Origin of the sequence: Agreia sp. Leaf335 (assembly GCF_001423605.1) — a bacterium.
In the GTDB taxonomy this organism is placed as follows: Bacteria; Actinomycetota; Actinomycetes; order Actinomycetales; family Microbacteriaceae; genus Agreia.
The window spans coordinates 118,789-142,085 of the sequence record NZ_LMOQ01000004.1 but is presented as its reverse complement, the minus strand read 5'-3'; the positions used below and the strand labels follow the sequence as shown (position 1 = coordinate 142,085).

The 23,297-nt window shown below is 68.4% G+C and carries 19 protein-coding genes; 4 read left to right on the top strand and 15 right to left on the bottom strand.

Annotated elements, in window-relative coordinates:
* Positions 1 to 55 precede the first annotated feature (55 nt).
* Both ASF79_RS15120 and ASF79_RS15115 read right to left on the bottom strand, forming a co-directional pair.
* Positions 56 to 1,498, bottom strand: a complete 1,443-nt coding sequence (locus ASF79_RS15120; RefSeq protein ID WP_055856462.1) for a hypothetical protein — start codon at positions 1,496 to 1,498, stop codon at positions 56 to 58.
* On the bottom strand, positions 1,495 to 1,767 hold the full coding sequence (locus tag ASF79_RS15115; RefSeq protein WP_156366287.1) for a hypothetical protein: 273 nt from the start codon (positions 1,765 to 1,767) through the stop codon (positions 1,495 to 1,497). The genes ASF79_RS15120 and ASF79_RS15115 overlap by 4 nt, the downstream gene beginning before the upstream one ends.
* Before the next feature lie 113 nt (positions 1,768 to 1,880).
* Between ASF79_RS15115 and ASF79_RS15110 the strand changes: the two genes are divergently transcribed.
* From ASF79_RS15110 to ASF79_RS15100, 3 genes are read left to right on the top strand one after another with little or no spacing between them, the layout of a single operon-like run.
* Entirely contained in the window at positions 1,881 to 2,417 is a 537-nt protein-coding gene (locus ASF79_RS15110; protein ID WP_055856456.1) for a low molecular weight protein-tyrosine-phosphatase, read from the top strand.
* A 45-nt stretch (positions 2,418 to 2,462) separates the two neighbouring features.
* The gene (gene purB, locus ASF79_RS15105) at positions 2,463 to 3,845 is read left to right on the top strand and encodes an adenylosuccinate lyase (RefSeq protein WP_055856451.1); all 1,383 of its coding nucleotides are present in this window, start codon (positions 2,463 to 2,465) and stop codon (positions 3,843 to 3,845) included.
* A gap of 35 nt (positions 3,846 to 3,880) precedes the next feature.
* Complete coding sequence (locus tag ASF79_RS15100; RefSeq protein WP_055856447.1) at positions 3,881 to 4,417, top strand: HEAT repeat domain-containing protein; 537 nt, start codon at positions 3,881 to 3,883, stop codon at positions 4,415 to 4,417.
* A 186-nt stretch (positions 4,418 to 4,603) separates the two neighbouring features.
* Here the strand turns inward: ASF79_RS15100 and ASF79_RS15095 are convergent, their stop codons facing one another.
* The gene (locus ASF79_RS15095) at positions 4,604 to 4,852 is read right to left on the bottom strand and encodes a hypothetical protein (protein WP_235480662.1); all 249 of its coding nucleotides are present in this window, start codon (positions 4,850 to 4,852) and stop codon (positions 4,604 to 4,606) included.
* A complete protein-coding gene (locus ASF79_RS15090) occupies positions 4,849 to 5,448 on the bottom strand; it encodes an HdeD family acid-resistance protein (RefSeq protein WP_055856443.1) in 600 nt (199 codons plus the stop codon). Before ASF79_RS15090 ends, ASF79_RS15095 begins: the two co-directional genes overlap by 4 nt.
* 298 nt (positions 5,449 to 5,746) lie before the next feature.
* Here ASF79_RS15090 and ASF79_RS15085 point away from each other — a divergent pair, with 298 nt between their 5' ends.
* Positions 5,747 to 6,913 (top strand): ice-binding family protein, encoded by a 1,167-nt coding sequence (locus tag ASF79_RS15085; RefSeq protein WP_055856440.1) that lies wholly within the window; start codon positions 5,747 to 5,749, stop codon positions 6,911 to 6,913.
* Between the two features lie 67 nt (positions 6,914 to 6,980).
* Here the strand turns inward: ASF79_RS15085 and ASF79_RS15080 are convergent, their stop codons facing one another.
* The 11 genes from ASF79_RS15080 to ASF79_RS15030 all read right to left on the bottom strand — a co-directional run bounded on the left by ASF79_RS15080 (position 6,981) and on the right by ASF79_RS15030 (position 23,289).
* On the bottom strand, positions 6,981 to 7,373 hold the full coding sequence (locus ASF79_RS15080) for a hypothetical protein (RefSeq protein ID WP_055856438.1): 393 nt from the start codon (positions 7,371 to 7,373) through the stop codon (positions 6,981 to 6,983).
* Positions 7,374 to 7,545: 172 nt separating this feature from the next.
* On the bottom strand, positions 7,546 to 7,812 hold the full coding sequence (locus ASF79_RS15075) for a WXG100 family type VII secretion target (protein ID WP_044441009.1): 267 nt from the start codon (positions 7,810 to 7,812) through the stop codon (positions 7,546 to 7,548).
* Positions 7,813 to 7,951: 139 nt separating this feature from the next.
* On the bottom strand, positions 7,952 to 12,409 hold the full coding sequence (locus ASF79_RS15070) for an FtsK/SpoIIIE domain-containing protein (RefSeq protein ID WP_055856433.1): 4,458 nt from the start codon (positions 12,407 to 12,409) through the stop codon (positions 7,952 to 7,954).
* Positions 12,410 to 12,412: 3 nt separating this feature from the next.
* Complete coding sequence (locus ASF79_RS15065; RefSeq protein WP_055783210.1) at positions 12,413 to 13,180, bottom strand: hypothetical protein; 768 nt, start codon at positions 13,178 to 13,180, stop codon at positions 12,413 to 12,415.
* Positions 13,180 to 14,829, bottom strand: a complete 1,650-nt coding sequence (locus tag ASF79_RS15060) for a serine/threonine-protein kinase (protein WP_055856428.1) — start codon at positions 14,827 to 14,829, stop codon at positions 13,180 to 13,182. The genes ASF79_RS15065 and ASF79_RS15060 overlap by 1 nt, the downstream gene beginning before the upstream one ends.
* A complete protein-coding gene (locus ASF79_RS15055) occupies positions 14,826 to 16,382 on the bottom strand; it encodes an FHA domain-containing protein (RefSeq protein WP_055856425.1) in 1,557 nt (518 codons plus the stop codon). The genes ASF79_RS15060 and ASF79_RS15055 overlap by 4 nt, the downstream gene beginning before the upstream one ends.
* Entirely contained in the window at positions 16,379 to 17,203 is an 825-nt protein-coding gene (locus ASF79_RS15050) for a PP2C family protein-serine/threonine phosphatase (RefSeq protein ID WP_055856422.1), read from the bottom strand. The genes ASF79_RS15055 and ASF79_RS15050 overlap by 4 nt, the downstream gene beginning before the upstream one ends.
* The gene (locus ASF79_RS17805) at positions 17,200 to 18,645 is read right to left on the bottom strand and encodes an RDD family protein (protein WP_055856419.1); all 1,446 of its coding nucleotides are present in this window, start codon (positions 18,643 to 18,645) and stop codon (positions 17,200 to 17,202) included. The genes ASF79_RS15050 and ASF79_RS17805 overlap by 4 nt, the downstream gene beginning before the upstream one ends.
* A complete protein-coding gene (locus ASF79_RS15040; RefSeq protein ID WP_055856416.1) occupies positions 18,642 to 21,002 on the bottom strand; it encodes a transglutaminase family protein in 2,361 nt (786 codons plus the stop codon). The genes ASF79_RS17805 and ASF79_RS15040 overlap by 4 nt, the downstream gene beginning before the upstream one ends.
* A complete protein-coding gene (locus tag ASF79_RS15035) occupies positions 21,002 to 22,318 on the bottom strand; it encodes a DUF58 domain-containing protein (RefSeq protein ID WP_055856413.1) in 1,317 nt (438 codons plus the stop codon). The genes ASF79_RS15040 and ASF79_RS15035 overlap by 1 nt, the downstream gene beginning before the upstream one ends.
* Entirely contained in the window at positions 22,315 to 23,289 is a 975-nt protein-coding gene (locus ASF79_RS15030) for an AAA family ATPase (protein WP_055783213.1), read from the bottom strand. Before ASF79_RS15030 ends, ASF79_RS15035 begins: the two co-directional genes overlap by 4 nt.
* Between the last annotated feature and the right edge of the window lie 8 nt (positions 23,290 to 23,297).

The following is a 23,297-nucleotide window of genomic DNA, read 5'->3' as shown; positions in this document are numbered from 1 at the left end:
GCGTCGCCCTGCGCCGACACGAGCGACCACGACTCGGCTCATCGGTCTACCCGGCTCATGGGTCTACCCGCTTGGCGCTGTACTCGGTCGCCGTGCCCGCCGCCGTGCCCGAGAGGAACGGCGCTGCATCGTCGATGAATTTCTGCACCCTGCGATCTCGCGACGAGTCGATCAGCCCGGCCGTCTCTCGATAGGCACCGAGGTCGTGTGACGGAAACGCATCGCCTGTGGGAATAGGCGCATCGTCGTAGAGCGTGCGGCGAACGAGTACGCGATCGTCGCCCGATGCCGTGTCGAGGCCACCGAGGGCCGGAACGAGATCTTCTGTATGCGCGACCGCGAGCGTGGGGGCCGTGGTCTCGAGTTGACCCACCGGCGACCCCAGCGTCACGACACCCTGCACGTTGTAGTCGCCGGACTGCTCGAGTTGAACGGCGAGGAGACCGCCCTGCGAGTATCCGACTTCGAAGACGGGGTCACCGGGCTGGATACCCGCATCGCGCATCGCCTCGACCGCGGCACGGTACGAAGCACCGTCACCCGCGCTCATCGACTCGATATTGCTCGTCATATCGAAGGCCTCACCGGCCGGCATCGCGTTCATGTCGACGGTTCCGCCGAGGTAGACGATGTACGACGGGTTGCCCTCGGCATCGGCATACTTCTCGATCTTGATCTGCGAACCGGTCGTGCTCGTGGCGGGCATGCGCGAGGCCAGCTCTGAGATGCTCGACGGCGCGGTGACCGACGAGGTCGCGACGCGGGTCGTTCTCACCGGCGTCTCGACGAGAGGGCTACGCCCCGCGCCGCGCGCCCCGGCCGCACCCACGGCACCGGCAGCGACGAGTACCAACCCCGCTGCCTGCCTGATGCCGAAGAGGCCGAGCCCGTCGTCGCCGATGACAGCGCCGGCACCGGGAGGAACGCCGAGGAGGCCCGCGATGATGTCGTCGCTCGACGAGAAGAGCAGTCGCACGGCGGCCGTGACGGCCGGGTTGTTGGCGAGTTCCGGATGCTCGCGCATCCACTTCGCGACGTCGGCCGGATTGGTCGAGGTGCCCGGCCTCAGGGCCAGGCCCAGGAGGACACCCGAACCCGCCCCGGCGAGAAACGGTGCACCCGCCAGGAGGAGGAAAGGCGCGATGTGCCCGAGAACGTTGCCGACGACGCCGGAGGTCATTCGCATTCCGTCGACCATCGCGTTCTCGACCATGCCATAGGCTTCGGCAGCCAGCCGCAGAGAGAATTCGAGTTCACCGGCCGAGCGCGACGCGTTCTCGAGATCGGCTGCGGCCTGCGCCGCGAGGGCAGGCACCGTCGGCGCCTGAGCCGCGACCAGCGGATCGAGGCAGAGGTGGAGCGCCCTCAGCCGTGTGGCCGCCGCGAGCGCCTCTGCCTCGATGAACCTGAGCCGAAAAGCGGTCGTCGCGATCTCGTCTGTCGACACCGCGAGGCTGCCTCCGCCCGACACGACGAGTTCTTCTGTGTCTGTGTTCATGGCGTGGCGTCGAGCCTCTCGATGGCACCCGCGAGCAGGCCCGCGACATCGTCGAGATGTGACGACACGCGACGAACGTCGGCTGCCACGTGGTCGCACCGCATATCGAACGACCGCCGAGCGAGACCCTGCCACCCCGGCGCATCGTCGCGTACGAAGGTGGGCAGCAGCTCGGTGCAAAGCTCGACGCTCAGTCTCTGCACGGCGGCCCTGTCGTGCTCGAGCGCGAGGCGCACATGGGTCGAGAGCGGGTTCGATTGATCTGTCACGCCACCAGTGTCGCCGCCGATCTCGGTCGCACCGCCGACCCGTCAGAGATCGGGGGAGTGCCGACGAGGAGACCACTGATGTGGAGGAGAGGAAACTGCACCAAGATAGAGTCATGCCCCACGACGCCACCGAGATTCCCCCTGGGGTCTTTCGGGTCTGCATGGTCTGCACGGGCAACATCTGTCGTTCTCCCATGGCCGAGATCGTGTTGCGCGACCTCGTGCAGAAGGCCGGTCTCAGCCATCGCGTCTCGGTGACCAGTGCGGGAACGGGCGACTGGCATGTAGGGGAGCAGGCCGACCCGCGCACCATTGACGCGCTGGCGGAACGCGGTTACGACGCATCCATGCACCGGGCCAAGCAATTCGACTCGTCGTCGTTCGACGCGCTCGATCTGATCATCGCCCTCGACCGCACTCACGAACGGGCGATCCGCTCTTGGGCGTCGAGCGACTCCGATAAGTCGAAGATCAGGCTGCTCACGAGCTTCGACACCGATCCGGGTCGTCAGCTCGACGTTCCAGACCCCTACTACGCCGACGCAGCGACCTTTGCGGCCGTGCTCGGCACGATCGAACGCGCCTGTTCGGCGCTGTTCGCCCAGCTCGAGCCGGCGTTCCGCGCGCCGCAGACATCCACCCACGCCTGACCGACGCGGCCGGACGGCCGCCCAGCACTGGAGTTACCCGAAACCATGAGCGCTCTTTCCCCCCAGCCCCTCAGCCCCCTCGACGGCCGCTACGCGTCTGCCGTCTCTGAACTGGGAGAGTTTCTGTCGGAGGCCGGGCTCAACCGCGCCCGTATTCAGGTCGAGGTGGAATGGCTGATCTACCTCACCGATCACTCGCTCTTCGGATCGACGCCGATCGAGCTCGAGAAGCAGCGGCAGCTGCGCCAGCTGGCCCCGAACTTCGGAGACGACGAGGTCGCAGAGCTCGGCGCCCTCGAGTCGACCACGAAGCACGACGTCAAGGCGGTCGAGTACTACGTGCGTCGCCGACTCAGCGAACTGGGCCTGAACGACATCGCCGAGCTCACTCACTTCGCGGCCACCAGCGAAGACATCAACAACCTCAGCTACGCGCTCGTCATCCGGGATGCCGTGACCGAGGTCTGGCTGCCGGCCTTCCGTGCGGTCGTCGACGAGCTGCGCGCTCAGGCGGTGCAGTACCGCCTCGACGCTATGCTCGCCCGCACCCACGGACAGCCCGCTACGCCCACCACCATGGGCAAAGAGCTTGCCGTCACGGTGTACCGCCTCGAGCGCATCCGCAAGCAGGTCGAGGCCGCCGAATACCTCGGCAAGTTCTCCGGAGCCACCGGCACGTTCGCGGCGCACCTCTCCGCCGAGGCCGACCTCGACTGGCAGGCGGTGTCGCGTGAGTTCGTGACCTCGCTCGGTCTCACCTGGAACCCCCTCACCACGCAGATCGAATCGCACGACTGGCAGGCCGAGCTCTACTCCCAGGTTGCCCACGGCAACCGCATCCTGCACAACCTGTGCACCGACGTGTGGACCTACATCTCGCTCGGCTACTTCACGCAGATCCCCGTCGCCGGCGCCACGGGCTCGTCGACCATGCCGCACAAGATCAACCCGATCAAGTTCGAGAACGCCGAGGCCAACCTCGAGCTGTCGAGCGCTCTTCTCGACTCGCTCGCGCAGACCCTCGTCACCAGCCGCCTGCAGCGCGACCTCACCGACTCGACCACGCAGCGCAACGTGGGCGTGGCCCTCGGCCACTCGCTGCTCGCCCTGTCGAACATCACCGCCGGTCTCGGCCAGATCTCGCTGAACCGAGAGCTGCTCGCCCAAGACCTCGACACCAACTGGGAGGTCCTGGCGGAGGCCATCCAGACCGTGGTGCGGGCCGAGATCACGGCGGGACGCTCGTCGATCACCGATCCGTATGCCCTGCTCAAGGACCTCACCCGCGGCAAGCGCATCGGGGCCACCGACCTGGCGACCTTCGTCGAGGGCCTCGACATCGGCGACGCCGCCAAGCAGCGCCTCCTCGCGCTCACCCCGCACACCTATGTCGGAATCTCCTCGGCGCTGGTAGAGCACATCCTCTGAGCCCTCTCGGGCGCCCGCGGTAGCCTTGGTGTCTTATGGCACACGACAGCGAGACCCCGTCCCACCACACCGCGTCGCTCGAAGAGCGCATCCAGGCCGCCGTCGACAGCGAGGGCGAGACCTCGGTCGTGCTGCGCGCGCGTTCCCTGCTCGAGGGCGGCTATGAGGGCGAGGAGTTCCTTCGCGTCGTCGGAGGTCCGCACGCCGACGGCATCCTCGCCGGTGCGCCCTCGCTCTACTGGCCCGAGCTGTGGGGCGCCCGCGCCCTGAACTACGTCTGGTCGGATGCTGCGGCGCCCGCCGTCATCGCCGGGCTCGGCAACCAGGCATGGCGCGTACGCGAGATGTGCGCCAAGGTGGCGGCCCTGCGTGCGATCGCAGCCCCCGAGGCCCTCACGACCCTCACAACGGACGACCACGCACGAGTCCGCTCCGCTGCAGCCCGAGCACTCGCATCCACAGGCGACCCCGCAACTCAAGACACCCTGGAGTCCCTTCTCCGAGACCCCGACAAAGACGTCCGCAGAACGGCCCAGCAGTCCCTAAAAACCCTGAAAGAAGCCCTCAGCTAGCCAAACACCACCACCCGGGGAGCGAAGCGAACTCGGCGCGGGGAGGGGTGTGCGTTTTCTTGCGAGTTATGGCTGTGGCTGATGACCCGAAGCAGCGCGAGGAACGAGCGCCGCGGAGCGGTTGTCAGTCACAGTCATTGTCTGAGCTGAAAACGCACACCCCGAGCCGCGCCCTACAGAAAACGCTTAGTGCCCAGAAGGCGGAAGTTCGTCATCGTCGAGCTCCGTCTGCTCCGACTTATTCGGCTTGAACGTCAACACCATCATCGCGATCACAACAAGAACCACGATGAACGCGACGCCGAAGAAGATCACCGCCAGCAGCGGATTGCGCGTGGAGAGCAGAACGGCGAGACCCACGAACAGGGCCATCACCGCCGACAGAACGATGAGTTCGACCGGCTTGAAGACGTCGCGCTTGGATGGCTGGGTCACGGGTTCTGCACCTGCGGAGTCACTGATTCCTTTGTTGTGTGGGCTTCGGCCTGCGTGCCCCAGCGGAGCGAGAGGCCCGCGATGACGAGGTAGATTCCGAGAACCGCTCCGTATGCGCCGAAGAGGCCGACGGCCACCAGGTCTGTGAGCGGAAGGAGGAGGAAGACCAGCGCGAGGACGCCGGTGAGGCCTCCCATGGCGATCCAGTCTTTGGCGGGCGCGTCACCCCGCGAGCGCAGACCGGTCACGAGTTCGAGAATGGCGGTGATCGCGGCCCAGACGCTCACGAGATAGAGCAGGAAGCCGAGCCCGAAGCCCTGCAGCGCCAGGGCGAGCACGCCGGCCACGAGGCTGGTACCGGCCTGGGTGAGAAGAAGGGTGCGGCTCGTGCCCGCGGGCACGGTGCGCAGAGTCAGGATGCCGGTGAGCAGGCCGGATGCGAGGGCGAAGGCACCGAAGACCAGCAGTCCGACGACGCTCGAATGATTCGGCGTGAAGGTCACAACGAGGGCTACGACGATCGCCGGAATCGCCCGGGCGATCGGAACACCCCAGTAGGGCGACTGCGCCTCGAGCGTGGCGTGCTGGGTGGTCACCGCGCGGCCTGCTTTCGAGTTCGAGAACCCCGCTAGTTTACCGCGGTCGATCCTGGACGTTCTCCCTCGCGGAGAATCTTACGAATCGGAGCAGATGGCTCCTCGCGCGTGATACACCACTGCCGGTCCAATGTCACTGCTATTGCAGAACTCGCCTCGCATGGTCTACTCAAAGCAGGAGGTTTGTGTCGCGTTCCCGCTCTGTTGCGGGAAGCATCAATCCGTGAAGACCTTGGGGGTCTGACAATTGCTCATTAGTACTCTACGCCATCGCTACGCGTTTGTCGGCCTCGCCAGCGTGGCTCTCGGCACCGCCATGGTCCTGGGCTTCTCTGGTAGTGCGCAGGCTCTTCCGCCCGAAGCTGGTGGCCCGATCAACCTGGGCTTGGCTTCCAGCTATGGCGTTCTCGCGGCCAGCACCGTCACCAACACGGGACCCACCACGGTGACCGGCGATGTCGGCCTCAGTGGTGACACGGGCAGCGCGGGAATCACCGGCTTCGGCGGCCCGCCCCTGGAGGGCTCCATCGTCAATGGAACCGGCACAATCCGAACAGATCCTGGTGTAGGAGACGCACAGTCCGCGCTGACGGCCGCGTACAACACCGCTGCGGGGCTCACCCCTCAGGCCACCGGGCTGTCTCAGCTCGCCGGCCAGGTCCTCACCCCAGGCGTGTACTCCGGCAACGCACTCGACCTCTCGTCGGGCGGCCTGCTCACCCTCTCCGGCGGCGCAGAGTCCGTCTGGGTGTTCCAGGCCTCGAGTTCGCTTGTGATGAACGTGGGCAGCACCGTGCAGCTGATCGGTGGCGCCAGCATCTGCAACGTGTTCTGGCAGGTCGGGACGTCGGCCACCATCGGCAGCGGAGCAACCTTCGTGGGCACCGTGATGGCGCAGGCTTCGATCACGGCCAACGCCGCCGCGAGCGTCGAAGGCCGTCTGCTCGCGAACACCGGCGCCGTCACGCTCGACACCAACGTGATCACCCGGCCGACCGGCTGCGCGCCGGACATCACCTCGCCGGCACCACCGTCGGGCACCACAGGAACCCCGTACGAGTACGACTTCACGACCTCGCCGACCACGTCGCCGACGCCTACTTACACCGTCGTCACGGGCGAGCTTCCTCCCGGCCTGACGCTGTCGCCGTCCGGCGAGATCACGGGAACGCCGACGACCCCGGGCACCTATACCTTCACGGTGACGGCGAACAACGGCCACGCCGACGATGATTCAGAGACGTACACGGTCGTGATCGAATCGCCGACGGGACCGGTGCCGACGACGCCCGGCGGCAACGGCGCGGGCGGTAACGGCGCGGGCGGTAACGGCGGCGCTCCACGTTCAGGCCTCGCTGCGACCGGATTCGACGGTGGCGGCCTGGCCGTAATCGGCGGCATCGCGTTGGCGGCGGGCCTGGCCTTGACAATGGGCATGACCAGACGACGCCTGCGTCGAAGCTGACACCCGAGGCGCTGAAGCGCTGAGAACGCGAACGCCCGCTCCCCTCAGGGAGCGGGCGTTCGCACGTTCACGAGAGGGTGGCACTGGCCTGGATCGCGCGGATCTCGGGCCAGATCTCCATCGCCTGTGCGGCCGTAGCCGTCGCCGTCACCTGCACCAGGTCGAGGGCGGGCCCGTTCGAGACGAGAGCCAGGCGAACGGCCTGGATGAGCGTGCCGGCCCGGGCATCGGGATAGCTGAACTCGATGCGGAAGCCAGCGCGGCCGAGCACCTCAGGGCGATCGCGACCCAACTCCGCGACTCCTTCGATGGAGCCGACCTTGTCGATCACGGACTGGATCGCCGTGTCGAGGGTGTAACCGGTTCCGAAGCGCGAGATCGCCACGACGACATTCGGCCGGAACTCGCCCTGCGCCACCTCTTTGGCCGTGGCGAGCAACGCTGCCGTGGTCGAGAGCACGTGCCAGTGCGGGCGGAGCCGCGCACGAAGACCAGTCTGCCGCCGAGCTCCGCGGCAGCCGAGGCGGTGGCGCGTGCGATGCGCTCGATGGTGGTGATGGCCTCGGCTGCCCCCGCGAGAGCCCCGCCTGTGTCCTGCGAATCCGTAGGCCGGATCTTCAGAAAAAGAGGTGTTACGCGTTCGAGGTGCTCTCCTGGTCGGCAGCGTTCTTTGCTGCCTTCTGCGAGGCGTCCTCGAGTGCGGCGATGACCTGCTTGAGGGCGGCGGTGTGGGTGCCGCTCCACTCGCTGCGGAAGTTCTCCGCGTCGGGACCGGTCCACTGCACGCTCTGCAGTGCGCTGGTGAGCGTCGTCAGGATCGTCTGGACCTGCTGCGACTGCTGGTTGAGCTGCTTTCCGAGGCTGCGAACCTGGTCAACGTCAAGACCCCATACGGCCATTGTTTTCTCCTTATTTTCCTGGCGATCCGGCGGATCCGGTTTCGCTACATCCTGTGAGTCGATCTCACGTGTTCAGACTAGGGCGAGGTACCAAGGGGAGTCGATGGGGAGAACTCCCCATGCCTCTGCCCGGCCCTTCTCACGCGTCGGGAAGCGCCACCTGAACCTTGGTGATCCGGCCCTGCTGAACCAGGAAACCGCGCCCCGGCGGAAGGTCTGCGCGGCGGAAGCGGCCGAGAGACGTGCCGAGCAGGGTGTCGCCGTCGAGTTCGCCCGGAACCAGCAGCAGGCCGCGCTTGGCGCCCTTGAACGAGCCGGCCAGCGTCCACGCGGCCGACCAGGTGGCCGTCTCGCTTTCGCCGACCACGAAGACGTCGTCACGCAGCGCCCGCTTGATCAGTCGGTCGATGTCGTTCTCAGCCATCGTCCCGGTGAGATCGCCGATGTTCTCCACAAAGATCGCGAGAGTCTCGGGCCGCAGCGTGCCGGCGTCGAGCTGCCCCTGCAGATCGTCGGCGAACGCGGTGATCTGAGCAGGATCAGACAGCGACATCGACCAGAACGGCAGGGGAGTGAGCGAGGTCTTGCGCGGCGAGATGTGCACGATGCGGATGCCGGGCTGCGCGCGTCGCAGAGCGGCGGCCATGGTCGCGAGCGCCGTCGATCGACCGCTCTGGCCCGAGCCCGACACCATGAACGCTCCCCGCGGCGCGATTCCGAGTGGCGCGAGATTGTCGTCGCGCACCGCGATCACGGGCAGTCCGCCCGCCGAGGCCGGAAGGCTCGAGAGCGGGATCGAGTCGGACAGCTTCTGGATGGGCGGCGCCTCGGGGATTCCCTGGCGCCGCATGGCCTCCGCCAGCTTCGAGACCTCTCGCGACTGGATGGCCACGTTGGGGTCTGCGCCCAGCACGGCGATCTGGATCTCGTTGCCGCCCATCAGGCCGCGGCCGGGGGGCGAGATCGCGGTGAGCGTGTCTTTCGGAACGCCGACCAGCTGATAATCGTCCTCGCTGGCCATGCGCAGCACCAGTCGTCGCTGCACGGTCGATCCGAGCGATGCGGGCACCGAGTTGGGGCGGTCTCCCGAGATCACGATGTGCACGCCCACCTGGCGGCCGTCGCTCGCGATCTGGGCGAACGTGGTGAACCAGGCGGAGTGCCCGCCGAACTCGTACTGCTCGCGGAACGCGCCGATACCGTCGACTAAGACGATGATGCGCGGCTCCTCGGGAACCCCGGCGATCCGCCGGTACTCCCCGATGCTTCCGGCCCGCACGGCCGAGTACCGCACCGAGCGGTCGTCGACGGTGTCGCGCAGCATCCGAAGCAGGCGGATGACCCGCTCCTCGTCGTCGCCGTCGATGATGGCGCCCACGTGGGGCAGCTCCTCGAGCATGCTGAGGCCGCTCGATCCGAAGTCGAGGCCGTAGACGTGCACCGGGCCCCCGCGCGGCGTCACGGCCGCTGCGACAGCGATCGTGCGCAGGGTGGCGCTCTTGCCCGAGCCACCGGTTCCGTAGACCGCCATGTTGCCGTCGCGGTCGGGCTCGTAGAACACCGTGGGCTGGATCTGGTTCTCGGGCTCATCGATGACGCCGAGCAGCAGCCGCTCATCGTTGCGCGGGTTGGGCAGCAGCGAGAAGTCGTAGACCGCCGCGAGTTCGTCGAGCCACGGTTTGCGCGGGTCGGGGATGTCGGCCCTGCGGGCCGCCGTGCGAATGGATGCGACGAGTCGCGCGATGTCGTTCGGCCCCGGGTCCGACGCCTCGACCGTCTCGACCTCCGGCACCTCCCACTCGGCTCCGGCGCCGAAGTTCATCTCGCTGATGTCGATGCGCGGACGCGGGGGTTCGTTCGTCGTCCAGCCTCCGGCGTATCCGGTCTGGAACGAGGCGAGGCGACCAGGACCGGTCTTGGCAGCTCCGCGCCCGGGGATCGACTGATCGAAGTATGCGGCCATCGGCGTTCCGAGGATGTCGGAGGAGTCTTCCGCGTCGGCCATGCGCAGGGCGATGCGCAGGTTCGTGTTCGCGCGCAGATTGTCCTTGATGACACCGGCAGGGCGCTGGGTCGCGAGAATCAGGTGCAGTCCGAGCGACCGGCCTCTCTGGGCGACGTCGACGACGCCGTCCACGAACTCGGGCACCTCCTGCACGAGCGCAGCGAACTCGTCGACCACGATCAGGAGGCTCGGCGGAGTCTCCGGGTCGCCCGTCTTCTCGAGCGAGACCAGGTCTTTCGCCTTCTTGCGGTTCAACAGGTGCTCGCGGTAGCGCAGTTCCGCCCGCAACGACGTGAGCGCCCGGCGCACGAGGTGCGGCGAGAGGTCGGTGACGAGTCCCACGGTGTGCGGCAGGGCGACACAGTCGGCGAAGGCGGCACCACCCTTGTAGTCGATGAAGAGGAAGGTCGCGCGGTCGGGGGAGTGCGCCGCGGCCATGCCGAGCACCCACGACTGCAGGAACTCGCTCTTTCCCGCTCCGGTCGTTCCGCCGACGAGCGCGTGCGGACCCTGGTTGCGGATGTCGAGGTAGAAGGGCTCGGTTCCGCTGTGGCCGACGAGGGCCCGCAGGGAGCCCTCCTTCTTGCGCCGCACGGGAGGCGAACCGTCGCGGAGGGCGATCGAGTTGCTCTCGCGCCAGCGCTCGACGACCGCATCAGGCTGCTCGGCGAGCTCGGGGCCGACGAGCGACAGATACGACACCGAACGCGGCAGATCCGACTCGTCGTCGATCGGCGATCCGACGTCGACGACGGGGGCGAGATGGCGGGCGTAGCGGTGGGCGGCCTCGAGCTCGACCGTCTCGCAGACCACCGGGTAGGTGTGCTCGCCCAACCGCACCTGGCCGACCGTGCCGCCCGCGACATCCGAATCGACACTGACGAAGCTGCGGCACGCGGCCGGCAGGTGGGCGATGGATGGCGCAGACCACACGATGTGCACGTTGGCGTCGGCGCCCCGCTCGGCGAGGCGGTTGAGCCGGCCCCGGTCGACGGGCACGTCGTCTTCGATGATCACGATGACGGCGGGGGTGATGGGCAGCGGAACGTCGGACTCGTCGTCTTTCTTCGGGCGCAGATCCGGGCTCTCGAGCGCGCCGCGAGCGCTCGGGGCTCCGGTCGTGCGCTGAGCGACCAGTTCCTCCAGTCGCGACAGCAGGGCGAGTCCCGAGCCGGGGTTGTCGGCGAGGTGATCACCGGCGAGCGGGCTGTGCGGAGAGCCGGTGTGCGGCATCCATTCGAGCCATTCCCAGCTCTCCCGCGATACCGGTGACACGAGGGCGCAGACCACGAGTTCGGCGGGGGAGTGCAGCGCGGTGAGCTGAGCTACGACTCCGCGCGTGACGCCGCGGCGCAGGTCGAGACTGCCGGCCACGCCCAGGGCGCCGGATTCGCGCAGGTCGGCCACGATGGGCACGTTGTCGATGAGCGAGAACTTCTCGGCCACCTCTTCGAGCTGCCCCCAGTACTCGGGAAGGGTGTCGTTGGCCTGAGGCAGGGTGACGCTGTCGCGGCTGTGCGCCGTTCCGAGGCCGAGGCGCACGGCGAGAAAGGCGCCGTGCTCGGGTCGGTGCGTCCAGAGCAGGTGGCCCAGCCGATGCGCCGACTCGAGGCTGTCGCCCACCGAGGGCGCCTCGCCCAGGCGAACGGCACGCTGCAGCCGCTGACGCTCGTGCAGCTTGTCGACGAAGGCCTTGAGCGACAGCGTGAACTGCTTGATCGCGTCTTTCATCTGGCGACGCGTCGTGAGCTTGTGATCGATGTACGTACCGATCATCAGCAGGGGGCTCAGGGCGATGAACACGACGCTCAGGATGTTGCGGGTGAAGGCGTAGAGAACGACACCCATGATCAGCGGCGCGATCAAGGCGACGATCGGAAAGCGCTGCGGCTGCGGGCGGCCGGGAGGTTCGGGCGCAGGATACTTGTCGCCCGGGTAGCGGGCGACCACGCGGGGAGACCGGTTGAACTCGATCACGGGCGTCGAGGGGGCCGCGCCGCCGAGGCGCTGCAGGGGAACGACGCACAGCGCGGTGTCGCCGAGAACCACGACGTCAGCCGAGCTCAGAGTGGTGCGCGCGACTTGCTCGCCACCCATCAGCAGGCCGTTGGCCGAGTTCATGTCGGTGATCTCGACGGTCTCGCCCACGTTGATGCGGGCGTGCCGTTTGGAGATGAGCGAGTCGGTGAGTCGCACATCCACCCCGCGCTCACGACCGATGTAGCTGGTGCCGAAGGGCAGCGCGAACTCGGAGCCGGCATCCGGGCCCGACAGCACGCGCAGGGTGGCCGCGGCCGCGCCCCGATCGGAGCCGGGCGCATTGAAGTCGTCGCTGTGCTGACGGATCTCGATGGTGGAGCCAGAGCGCACGCCCGAGTCGAGCAGATTCGATTGGGGATCGAGCACGCGGGTCTGGCCCGACGTCTCGGTGACCTGCAGTGTCAGGCGAGGAGGCGCGACCTGCACGTCGTTGTTGGGATCGGCCGTATACAGAGCCTCCGCCACATTCGAGACCGAGGTGGTCGCATCCGCCGTGACGGCGACATTCGTCGAGGTGCCGCCGCCGCGGGAGAGCGTGAGTTTGATGTGCATGGACTAGCGGGCATCCTTCGATGGGGTCGCGGCAGGAGCCTGGGGAGTGTCGGCCGTGTCGTCGTCGAGCGCGGGAAGATCGGCGGGGGTGACGAGGCGCGAGAGCACGGCGTACTCGACCAGCCGAGCGCGCCGGTTCGTCGCGAGCGCTCCGACTCCGCCGCGCAGACCGTCGACGCCCTGGCGGCTCAACTTGTCGCAGACGTTATCGAGCTTGCGGTTGAACCGGCTCAGCACCCAGCCGAGCCGCTCGGCCGCCGCCGCCGACGACGGAATCTCGCTCGTGCCCGTTCCCTCACGCTTGAGCATCGGCTCGGAGAGAGCGAGGATCAGCAGCCACTGCGAGCGGGTGAAGGTGACAGCTCCCACGGTGGTGGTGCCGTCGCTCGACGAGACGGGCTTCGAGTCGACGAAGGCCGGCGTCGAGGTGTGCACCACGAACTCGTAGGTCGTGGGGCCGGCGGTGAAGACCACCGAGGTCAGTCCGAAGACCACGGGAAGTCGGGCGCCCGGCGCGAGCCAGGCCTGCATCGACCCCGTCGCATCCGAGATCGACGCCGAGAGCCGCGAGCCGACGTTGATGAGCCACCACAGGCCGTCGATGTACGCGATCTGCAGAAAGCGGCGGTGCAGATACTGGTTGTCGTCGATGTCGAGGTCGGCGTCGCGGCCGATGTCGAAGGGCTTGTTCTTGTTGAGCGTGAACCACTCGCCGCAGTACTCGACGCTGGCATCGGTCGTGGTCGTCTCGGTTGTACTGACATCGGTCATCAGGGCGCGCATCCCGTCGCTGGTTCGGAGGCACGCCCGTCTTTGCGACGCACACTCACTTCGATACAGGTCTTCTGCCCCTCGGCGGGCACGACCGTGACCGTCGCGTCGGTGGTCGACGCGAGGGTGGGTTCGGTTCCGGGAACGAGCAGTCCCCATTGATAGACGTCGCCGGCCTCGGGCTCGGGGTTCGACCAGGTGAAGACGATGCCGCCCTCACCGGGAGCGCCCGCCACATCGACGGGCGGGGCCACGGTGCCTCCGGGGATCACGTCGATCGGGTCGACGGGGTCTTCGGTCTTGACCGCGGCCGGGCTTCCCCCGGCGGCGTTGATCGCGAAGATGGTGCCGCCCACGCCGAGCAGCACGACCAGGGAGATGGCGCCGATGAGAATGGGGAGCTTCTTCGACCGGCGGCTGGTCGGCTCCGCGGCGTACTCCGTGGGCTGCGGGGCGCGATGCTGGGTCTCATCGATCGGCGGCGACGTGAGCCCGAAACCCGAGGGCGTTGGTGCCGGTGCGTACGGCGCGACCGGAAGCTGGCCCCGGCGCTGGGTGGCTTCCACGGCATCCGGCCCGGGTGCGCGATTCGGCTGGCTAAAGGTCACAGGCGGGATGCCCACGGGTGGAACGGGCGGGGCCGCGGCCGAGGGCGTCGGCGTGGGGCGGCGGTTCGCCGTGCCCGCGACGGGCGCGGTGGGGTCGATCGTCACGATGCCCCGGATGCGCGTGTTGCCGTCGTCTTCCTCTTCTTCGGCGGCCGACGGAAGCGAGTCGTCGAGCACGTCAGCCGGTGTGACCGACAGGCTGAGTTCGAGTTGAACCTTCTGCAGGGCTCGGGCGAACTCGAGTGCCGAGCCGAAGCGGTCCTCCTCGCGCTTGGCCATGGAGGTGGCGAGGATCTGCTCGAGTGAATCGGGAACGTCGGCGCGGCCGGTGCGAGACAGGGGCGACTGCTGGATGCGCGTGATGAGGTCGAGGCCGCCGTTGCTTCCGCCGACGACTTCGAAGGGGCTCCGCCCTGCGAGAAGCGTGTACACCGTGGCGCCCAGCGCGTAGATGTCTCCGCCGGGGCCACTCGAGGAGCTCTGCCCGAACACCTCGGGAGGCGACCAGGGAATGGACATGCCGACGGCGGCGTCGTCTCCGCCACCGACCATCGTCACGGAGATTCCGAAGTCCGTCAGCGCGGGGCGGTTGTATTCCGTCGTGAGAATATTGGCCGGCTTGATGTCGCGGTGCAGGATTCCCGCGCGGTGGGCGGTCTCCACCGCACCGGCGACCTGGATGCCGATGCGCAGCGCCTCGGCGACGCTGATCTTCTCGCGTCGGTACCGCGCGGCGAGGTTCGGCCTCGAGCAGTACTCCATGACCAGATAGGGCCGGCCGTCTTGGGCGATGTCGGCCTGATAGATCGTGACGATCGACGGATGCGTCGAGAGCTGCGCCATGAGGTTCGCCTCGGCGTCGAAGTTCTCGCGCGCTCCGGGGGTGAGCGCCTCGCTGAGCAGCACCTTGATGGCGACGCGACGACGCGGCATGCGCTGTTCGTAGAGGAACACGTCGGCGAATCCGCCCGAACCGAGCAACTGCTCGTGCGTGAATCCAGGGATCTCGGGCGGAGCCGATGGTGGTCGACGCGCATTCACGGAAGCTCCTCGAAGAGCAGTGTGACGCCGTCGCCGATGTCGACGATGTCGCCGTTCAGAACGAGCACGGCCTCGCCGGGCGACAGCCGCAGTGGGGGAGTCCCGGCGCGGTGCAGCACGGAGCCGTTGGTTGTGTCGAGGTCGACCACGAGCACGTGGCGTCCCTCGACGCGTACCTCCAGATGGCTGCGCGACACGTCTTGCTCGGGGCTCGGAACAGTGACCAGGTGAGGAAGCACATCGCCCTGCACTCGCTGGGCGCGCGGGCGTCGACCGACGATCACGGGGCGGTCGAGCGAGATCACTTCACCGGTCGCGAGCACGATGCGTCCGGGTCCTTCCGTCGTCGCGGCCTCGTCGGCCGTTTCGAGGCGGCGCATCGCCTCGAGCTCGGACACCGTCACGGTGAGGCCGTCGTGGTCGCTCTCGCTCGGGGCGGGAGCTGCCGGCGCGGCAGGAGTGGACTGCTCATTCCAGTCAGTGGCCGCGGCTCCGACACCGGCGAAGCCCGGCACCCGGTCGATGAGGCCGGTCGGAGGCGGAGCGGTCCACTCTCGCGACGAGGGCTTCGGCGATTCCGGGGGAGTGAAGGACGCGACGGCGGGGGGCTCTGCGGGTGACGCAGGTGCGGCGGCAGTAGGCGTGACGGGCGCCGCGGAAGGACTCTCCTCGTCCGACGATTCATCGTCGTCGAGGCGCACGGCGGCCTGCTCGACCGACTTGACGACGGTCGCGCCCCAGAGGTGGTCGTACGCGTCGTCGGGAAGTTCCGTGACGGTGGGCCCGAAGTCCTCCGCCTCGACCGGCTCGACGTCGTCGACCGTGTCATCGGCATCGTCCGTGTCGTCGACATCGTGCGCATCGGGGGCGGCCTCGAGGTCGAGTTCCGGCGCCTCGACGGGCGCAGGCTGCGGAATGATCGTCTCTGTCGGCACGACCGGTTCAGCGGGCAACACCTGTTCTGCGGGCACGGGCACTACCGGTTCTGCCGTCGCCGCAGGCACGGCAGGCTCCGCAGGCTCCGCAGGCACTACGGGCTCCACGCGCGCAGGAGCCGCGACAGGAGCCGCCTCTACAGCGACGACCGGCGCGGCTGCCCCGGCCTGGCCGTCCATACGGAACGACACCGCGCGACACAGCACGATCCCGCTGCGGATGGCCAACCAGTCCGACGTGTCGGCGCCGTCGCTGCTCACGACGAAGCCGTCTGCACGGGCGACGACGCGCTCGTTCCACGTGGTGACCTCGTCTCCGGCCACGATGACGGGCTCGGATGCGCCCGGCTCGCTCACCTCGATGCGGAACGCACCGCGCACGGCGACTCGCAGTTCAGCGCCCGACGCGACGGCGACCGCGAAGGGCGGTATCGCCTTGAGGTTCGTGCCGAACTCGGCCGTCAGCGCTTCGAGCACACCGCTCAGACCGTGTCCGTCGTCGAGCGTGCGCCAGATGCGCTCGAGCATCTGGCCGTCGAGGGTCGAGGGGAACAGGGCCACGGCTCCGGGCGCGACCACCCCGCGCCACTGCCCGGGCTGGTAGTCGAGTCGGGTCATCGCACGGCTCCTTCGGTTGGGGCGGATCCGCGGGGAATAGTGTCATCGGGCAAGGCCGGTTCGGATGCCGCCTGGGCAAGCGATGCGTCGACCACGACCGCCGTCAGGTTGTCGTGGCCTCCCCGGGCCATGCCCTCACGCACCAGCCTGTCGGCCGCCACCTGAGGATCTTTCTCACTCGAGAGTATTCGGGCGATCGACTCCGTGTCGATTTCACCCGAGATGCCGTCGGAGCACACGAACATACGGTCGCCCGGTTCGACGGGCACGAGCCAGAAGTCCGGGCGATAGTCCCCGCCCGCGCCGAGCGCACGGGTGATCACGTTGCGGGCGGGATGCACCAGGGCTTCAGCCGCGTTGATTCCCCCGCCGTCGAGCAGTTCCTGAACGACCGAGTGGTCGATGCTGATCTGTTCGAGCACACCCGAGTTCAGTCGGTAGGTGCGGGAGTCGCCGAGGTTGAAGACCAGCCACACGGCCGTTCCCTCGCTGTCGACGATCGCCACCCCCGACACGGTGGTGCCCGCGCGGCGGCGGCCGCCCGTGCTGAGCTCGGCGATGGAGCGATACGCGCGGTCGAAGGCGGCGCGCACGTCGATGGGGTCGACCGTGGGTCGCCCCGTCAGGCCGTCGAACGACTCGACCACGATCGCGCTCGCCCGCTCGCCCGCCTCGTGTCCGCCCATGCCATCGGCCACCAGAAAGACCGGCGACGAGGCGAGATAGGCGTCTTCGTTCGTCGCCCGCTTGAGCCCGCGGTGCGTCGCGGCTCCCGAGCGCAGAACGACCGTCGAGACGCCGATTGTCGGCGGCGGACTCACGGGGCCACCGTGAGAGTGAAGACGCGCGTTCCGATGCGCACCCGGTCGCCGCTGCGCAGGGTCATGCGCTGGCCCGGCGTGATCGGAGACTCGACGCCGTCGGCTCGAAGGATGGCGGAGCCGTTGGTCGATCGTCGGTCCGTCACCCAGATGCTCCCGGGCTGCACCTCGAATTCGAGATGGGTCTTCGAGATCGACCGCGTGTCGCCGGCGACCTGCACCAGCTGATCCTCGGGTGCCCCGTAGGGAGACACGGGATCGCGCCCGAGCACGCCGTGTCCGGCGATCACGTAGCTCTCACCCGTGTCGAACAGCAGGGTCACCGTTCCGGCCGGCAGAGCCTGCGCGGGCACGGAGTTGCTGAGCTTCGTGCCGTCGAGGTCTTCGCCTCCGAACGGAGGCAGGGGGTCGAAGCTCGGAATCGCCTCGATAGGCGCGGCCGGCGCGGCCGGTTCGGCGGGTGCGACAGGCGCAGCGGATGCCGGCGGGAACGGATACGACGGAACGTCGGGGTTCGTCGGCGCGGCGGGCGGCACCCCGAAAACGGGGGCAGAGGGAGCCGGGGTGGGTGCTTGCGGAGCGGGCGCCGGAGCCGCCGGAGCGCTCGGGGGCGCGTACGAATACGCATCCGGCGTGATGGCAATGGGCTCGACGACCGGAGCCTGTGGCACGGGAGCCGGGGAAACGGTTGCGGCGGGCGCAGCGACAGGTCGCCGGGTCTTCACGACAGCGGGAACGTCGTCGACGACCTCTCCGGCGTTCTTGGCGAGCGGGTTGGGGCCCTTGGTGACGTCGATCACCCAGGTGCCCGACATGCGGTCGTGCCAGCCGCGCAGTCGCTTGCTCGGATCCCACAGCGGCGACAGGTAGACCAGCAGCGGCCCGATGCCGATCACGATGTTGGAGGCTCCGACGATCACGCCGCGCAGCAGCATCCGACCCAGCCCAGGGCGAATCAGCGTCTCGACCTTGACGATGCGCAGTCCCATGATGCGCTTGCCGAGAGAGAACCCGGTGAAGGCCTGCAGCACGAGCATGGCGAGCGGGTAGATCCCGCCCGCGAGTGTGATCAGGGCCGACGGCAGGCCGGACAGCTCGAACGTGCTGCCGGGAGCGACAGAGGCGGCCACGATCCACAGGATGGGCAGGGCGATGATCGAGGTGAGCACCCCGCCGAACGCGCCATCGATGAGAAAGGCCACGACGCGACGACCGTAGTTGGCGGGCACGATCGTGCTGAGCAGGATCGGAGCGTTCACCGGCGTGGGCTGCCACGCCGCCTGCACGGGCACCTCGGGGCCGCCGAAGGCCGCGGCCTGGCTGCGCGTCGAGGTCGGGGTTCCGCAGGCGAGGCAGAACTGAGAGCTGCGGGGAACGGGCGAACCGCACCGCACGCACGGCGTCGACTGCCCTGCGGCCTGCTGTTGCACGGGGTTCGTCACGACCGTGCCCTCCTTCGTCTGCTCCGACTTTCCAGGCGCCTGCCGATGTACGCACGCAGCGATAGTCGCGCCTGCAGGCGTTTCCACCACCCGCGCGAATCGTGCATTCCCTTGACGATATCGTCGACTTCGGCCCAGAAGGCGTCGACTTCATCGGGCGACGGCTCGCCGGGGCCGAAGACGCCGTGATCCGCTCGCACCGCGACCGCTCCCACGGGCAGGTCCGGCCACGATTCGGCGATCACCGCGGCGTCGGCGCGACGCGTGACGCCGCGACCGACAGCCGTACCCAGGTCGTCGGCACGGTCGACGATCTCGTCCCACCCGCCGCTCAGCCTGTCGGCCGGACGATCTGCGTTCTGGCGCGTTTTGCGACGCCGGGTCTTCAGCGCGCCGATCACCACGACGGGTGTCAGCAGCACGATGATCAGTCCCAGAAGGCTTCCGGATGCGATCAGCACGGTCACGAGGATCGGGTTCGCGTCGGCCTCGTCGTCTTGATCGGTGTCGTCCGTGCGCAGATCCGGCGGAAGGTCCGCCGGCTCCTGCGGCGGGGGCGGGGGCTGAAGCACCTGGGCCTTGGGGTCGGACTTGGGCTTCGGCGCCTCTTCCTGAGGAACCTGGTCTTTCGGGGGCGTCGGATCGAAGGCGACCCAGCCGGCGTCGTCGAAGGCGACCTCGACCCAGGCGTGCAACTGATCTCCTGTGATCTGCTGCTCGGCACTCGCTCCGGCGTACTTGTCGGGGTAGAAGCCCATCACGACGCGCGCGGGCATTCCTGCCGAGCGTGCCATCAGCGCCATGGCCACGGCATACTGCTCGTCGTCGCCGATCATCTGGTCCGCATCCAGCAGAGCCGAGATGCGTTCCGCTCCGTGGCCGGCCCGCGAGGTGGCCTCGCCCTCGAGTCCGTGGCTGAAGAAACCTTCCTGGCTCAACGAGGTCGCCAGATTGCGCACCTGGGTGAGCGGACGATCCGCGTCGCCGATGTACTGGGTCGCGAGCGTCGGCACCTCTTCGGGAACACCCGCGGCCTTCGGCATCGAGAGCGACTGCAGCGCATGACTCTCGAGCTGCTCTTCGGTGAGCACCTTCGGGATCACGACATCCATCGAGTAGCTGTCGCCCTTGGCCAACCCGAGGGTCGAGATCGCCACCCCGGTGGTGCGGTTGTAGTGCAGGCTGTTCGCGAGTTCGTCGGCGCGGTCGCCGGTGAAGCGGAACGAGTCGAGATAGCCGGCATCGGGGATCCACACTCCGGTCAGATCGCCGATGGTGACATCGAGGGTCGCCTTGTCGCCCTTCACGTCGTTCGGAATGTCGCCGCTCACGCGCGTGAATGTGCCGGAGCCGGCCGTTCCGTCGCCCGCCACGTTGTAGACGACGCCGTCGTAGGCGTCGAGCGTCGCGAGTCGCACCCGTGCTCCGTCGGGGAGGCCTTTGACCGTGAACAGGACGTCCTCTTTTTCGTCGCGCACGTACTTGCGGAAGCCCACGAGCGGGCTGGGATAGTCATGAAGGTCGAGCGGCGGAACGATGGCGTCGCGCAGCACCTCGCGGGCGCTGACCGGGGCCAGGAGTCCGCCGGTCGCGAGCCCCACTCCCAGGGCGACGACGAGCAGCCCGGCGCCGAGCGCCAGCCGCGTGCGGGCGAGGCCCGCATCCGGAGCCTGCGCGCCCGCGGAACTGTCGAGCGTGGTCGCGGCGATGCGGCGAGCGCGATCCTGGCTGCGGCGCCAGGCCCACCAGGCCAGGGCGATGCCGGCGAAGACGAGCCCCTGCACGATCGGCGCGGCCGTATCGCGTGTGCCGAAGGCGATGGCGACCACGAACAGCACGCCGGCCGGCAGCAGCGCCCAGGCGGCGCGGCGCAGACGCAGCGCGAAGCTGAACGCGAGAACGGATGCCACGAGCGTGGCCAGGTAGGGAACGATCAGCACCGAGGCGAACGCACCCACGGGCGTCTCGAGGGTCAGCACGTCCTTCCACGAGAAGACCACGCCGAGAACCAGCGCCCGGATCGTCTCGAGGCTGGGAACGACGCCGAACAGCGTCGTCGTCGGCACAGCGAGCGGGCCGCCGAAGATCATGTAGACCAGCAGGGTCGCGGCCGAGAGCATCAGGATGTTGGCGCGCAGACGGGCGCCGAGCAGAGCGATCGCGAGACCCAGCACGAGGCCGCCGAGGCCCGCGACGAGGTAGCCGGTTCCGCCGAACGCGGGGCCGAATCCGACGACGGCGACCACGAGGAGCGCCGCGATGGCGGCGCAGTCGATGACCGTGTCGAGAGCCGAACGGCGGCCGATCTGCTGGGCGGTACGACCGCGTCGGGCGGGGGCGGGGGTCTGTGCGCTCATCAGTTGTTCACCCGTCTGAGGGCGGCCGGCAGCTGGCCGAGGTCGCCGATCGTGAGCAGAGTCATGTCGCCGATCTGCCTTCTCATCGGCTCGTGTCCGGGCTGGCAGCTCACGCCGACGACGCGCACGCCGAGCGGCAGGTGCACCGACGCCGCCTGAAGCTGGGTGGGGGTGACCGGGCCGCCGAACAGCAGAACCGCCACCGAGGCATCCGGAACCGTCTGCCCCGCCACCTTCGACAGCTGCACGATGCTGTCGCGCTTCTCTGACTCCTCGATGGCCGAGAGGTCGTCGAGCAGTCGCCGCCCTGTCTCGGAGTGCAGGGTCGCTCCCTGCACCATCACGGTCACGTCGCGCTCTTCCATGAGCGCCTGGATGCCGAGGGATCCGCACGCAGACACGGCCAGTTCGAACTCGTCGTCGCTGCCGTAGTCGGCCGTGTTGGTCGAGAGCGCGAGGGCGAGGTGGGAGCGCCGCGTCTCCTCGAACTGGCGCACCATGAGGGTTCCCGTGCGTGCCGTCGTCTTCCAGTGGATGTAGCGCCGGTCGTCTCCCGGAACGTATTCACGCAGGGCGTGGAACGACACGTCGTTGTTCGACAGGTCTCGGCTGGCGAGCCCCTCGAGGTCTTTGATGAAGCCCGAAGCCGAGCCCTCGAGGCGCACTGTTCGAGGGTGCACGAAGAGGTCCACGGCGTCGGTCCAGCGCAACTCACGACGCATGAGGCCCAGGGGGTCTCCGCGCACGGAACGCACGGGCCCGACGGTGATGACCTGGCGACGTTGGGTGGGGATTCCGAACAGGTCGTCATGCTCCTGACCCGGGGCGAGGCGAGGAAGCGGGAAGCCGGCGAGCGACGCGCCGACGGGGAGTTCGATGCGCGCTGGCAACAGAGTGCGCTGCGAGGTGTTCGACACCGTGATGCGGCCCACCGCGCGTTCGCCGACGACGACGCGCTCGCTGGCGAGGTCGAGACGCACTGCGTAGGCCGAGCGGCCCAGGGCGAAACCGATCGCGATCACGACCGCGGCCAGTCCGACGCAGCCGACGACCAGGAACTCGCGCCACCCGAACTCGAGCCCGACGAAGAGAAACACAAGCGAGAACGCGAGGACGGCCCAGCCGAAGCCCGACACCGTGGTGAGCACGGGGGAGATGACCCCCCAGGCCGCACGCCCGCCGTTGACCGTTCGCGGCCATCCGGTGCCCGTGACCCAGCGCGCGGGCGCGCTCGTGCGCACCGCACCCGATGCGCTCGCCAGCCGAGGGCCGATCGATGCCATCGGGGAGGCCTTCTTCTCCCCGGTCACGGTCATGCGGCGGGTTGCCTCGCCTGCGGGGCCGCGACGTCGCTGAGCACGCGCGCGAGGACCTTCTCGGCCGTGGTTCCCTGGAACTCGGCCTCGGGGTCGAGCACGAAACGGTGGGTCCAGACGGGGCCGGCGAGCTCGCGGATGTCGTCGGGCAGCACGAAGTGCCGGCCCTGGGCCGCGGCCCACACCTTGGCCGCGCGGACGAGGGCCATGGCTCCGCGAACCGAGACGCCGACGCGGCTCTCGGGCGCATTACGCGTCTCTTCTGCCAGCTGGGCGGTGTAACGCAGGATCGCGCTGTCGACGTGCACGGTCGCCGCGAGGTCGGCCATGTCGGCGACCGCCGAGGTCGTGATCACGGCACTGAGTGCCGACGAGGGATTGCGGTTGGCCGAGCCGGCGAGGATCTTCTCCGCGCTGGCGAGGTCGGGGTAGCCGATCGACGTCTTGATCAAGAAGCGGTCGAGCTGGGCCTCGGGCAGTTTGTACGTTCCCGCCTGCTCGATGGGGTTCTGTGTGGCGATCACGAGGAAGGGGCGGCCCACCTCGTGTACCTGACCGTCGACGGTCACCCGCGACTCCTCCATGACCTCGAGCAGAGCCGACTGCGTCTTCGGGCTGGCGCGGTTGATCTCGTCGGCGAGCACGATGCTCGCGAAGACTGGTCCGCGGTGGAACTCGAACGCGCCGGTCTTCTGGTCGTAGATCGTGACACCGGTGACGTCGGAGGGCAGCAGATCGGGCGTGAACTGGATGCGCTGATGCGATCCCTGCACGGTGGCCGCGATGGCCTTGGCCAGGGAGGTCTTACCTGTTCCCGGGGCGTCCTCGAGCAGCACGTGGCCCTCGGCGATCATCGCCATGATCGAGAGCCTGATGACGTGGGGCTTGCCCAACACGGCCAGCCCCACGTTGGCGACGAGGCGGTCGAAGGTGCCGGCGAACCAGGTCGCCTGCTCGGGTGTCATTGTCATTGAGCGAT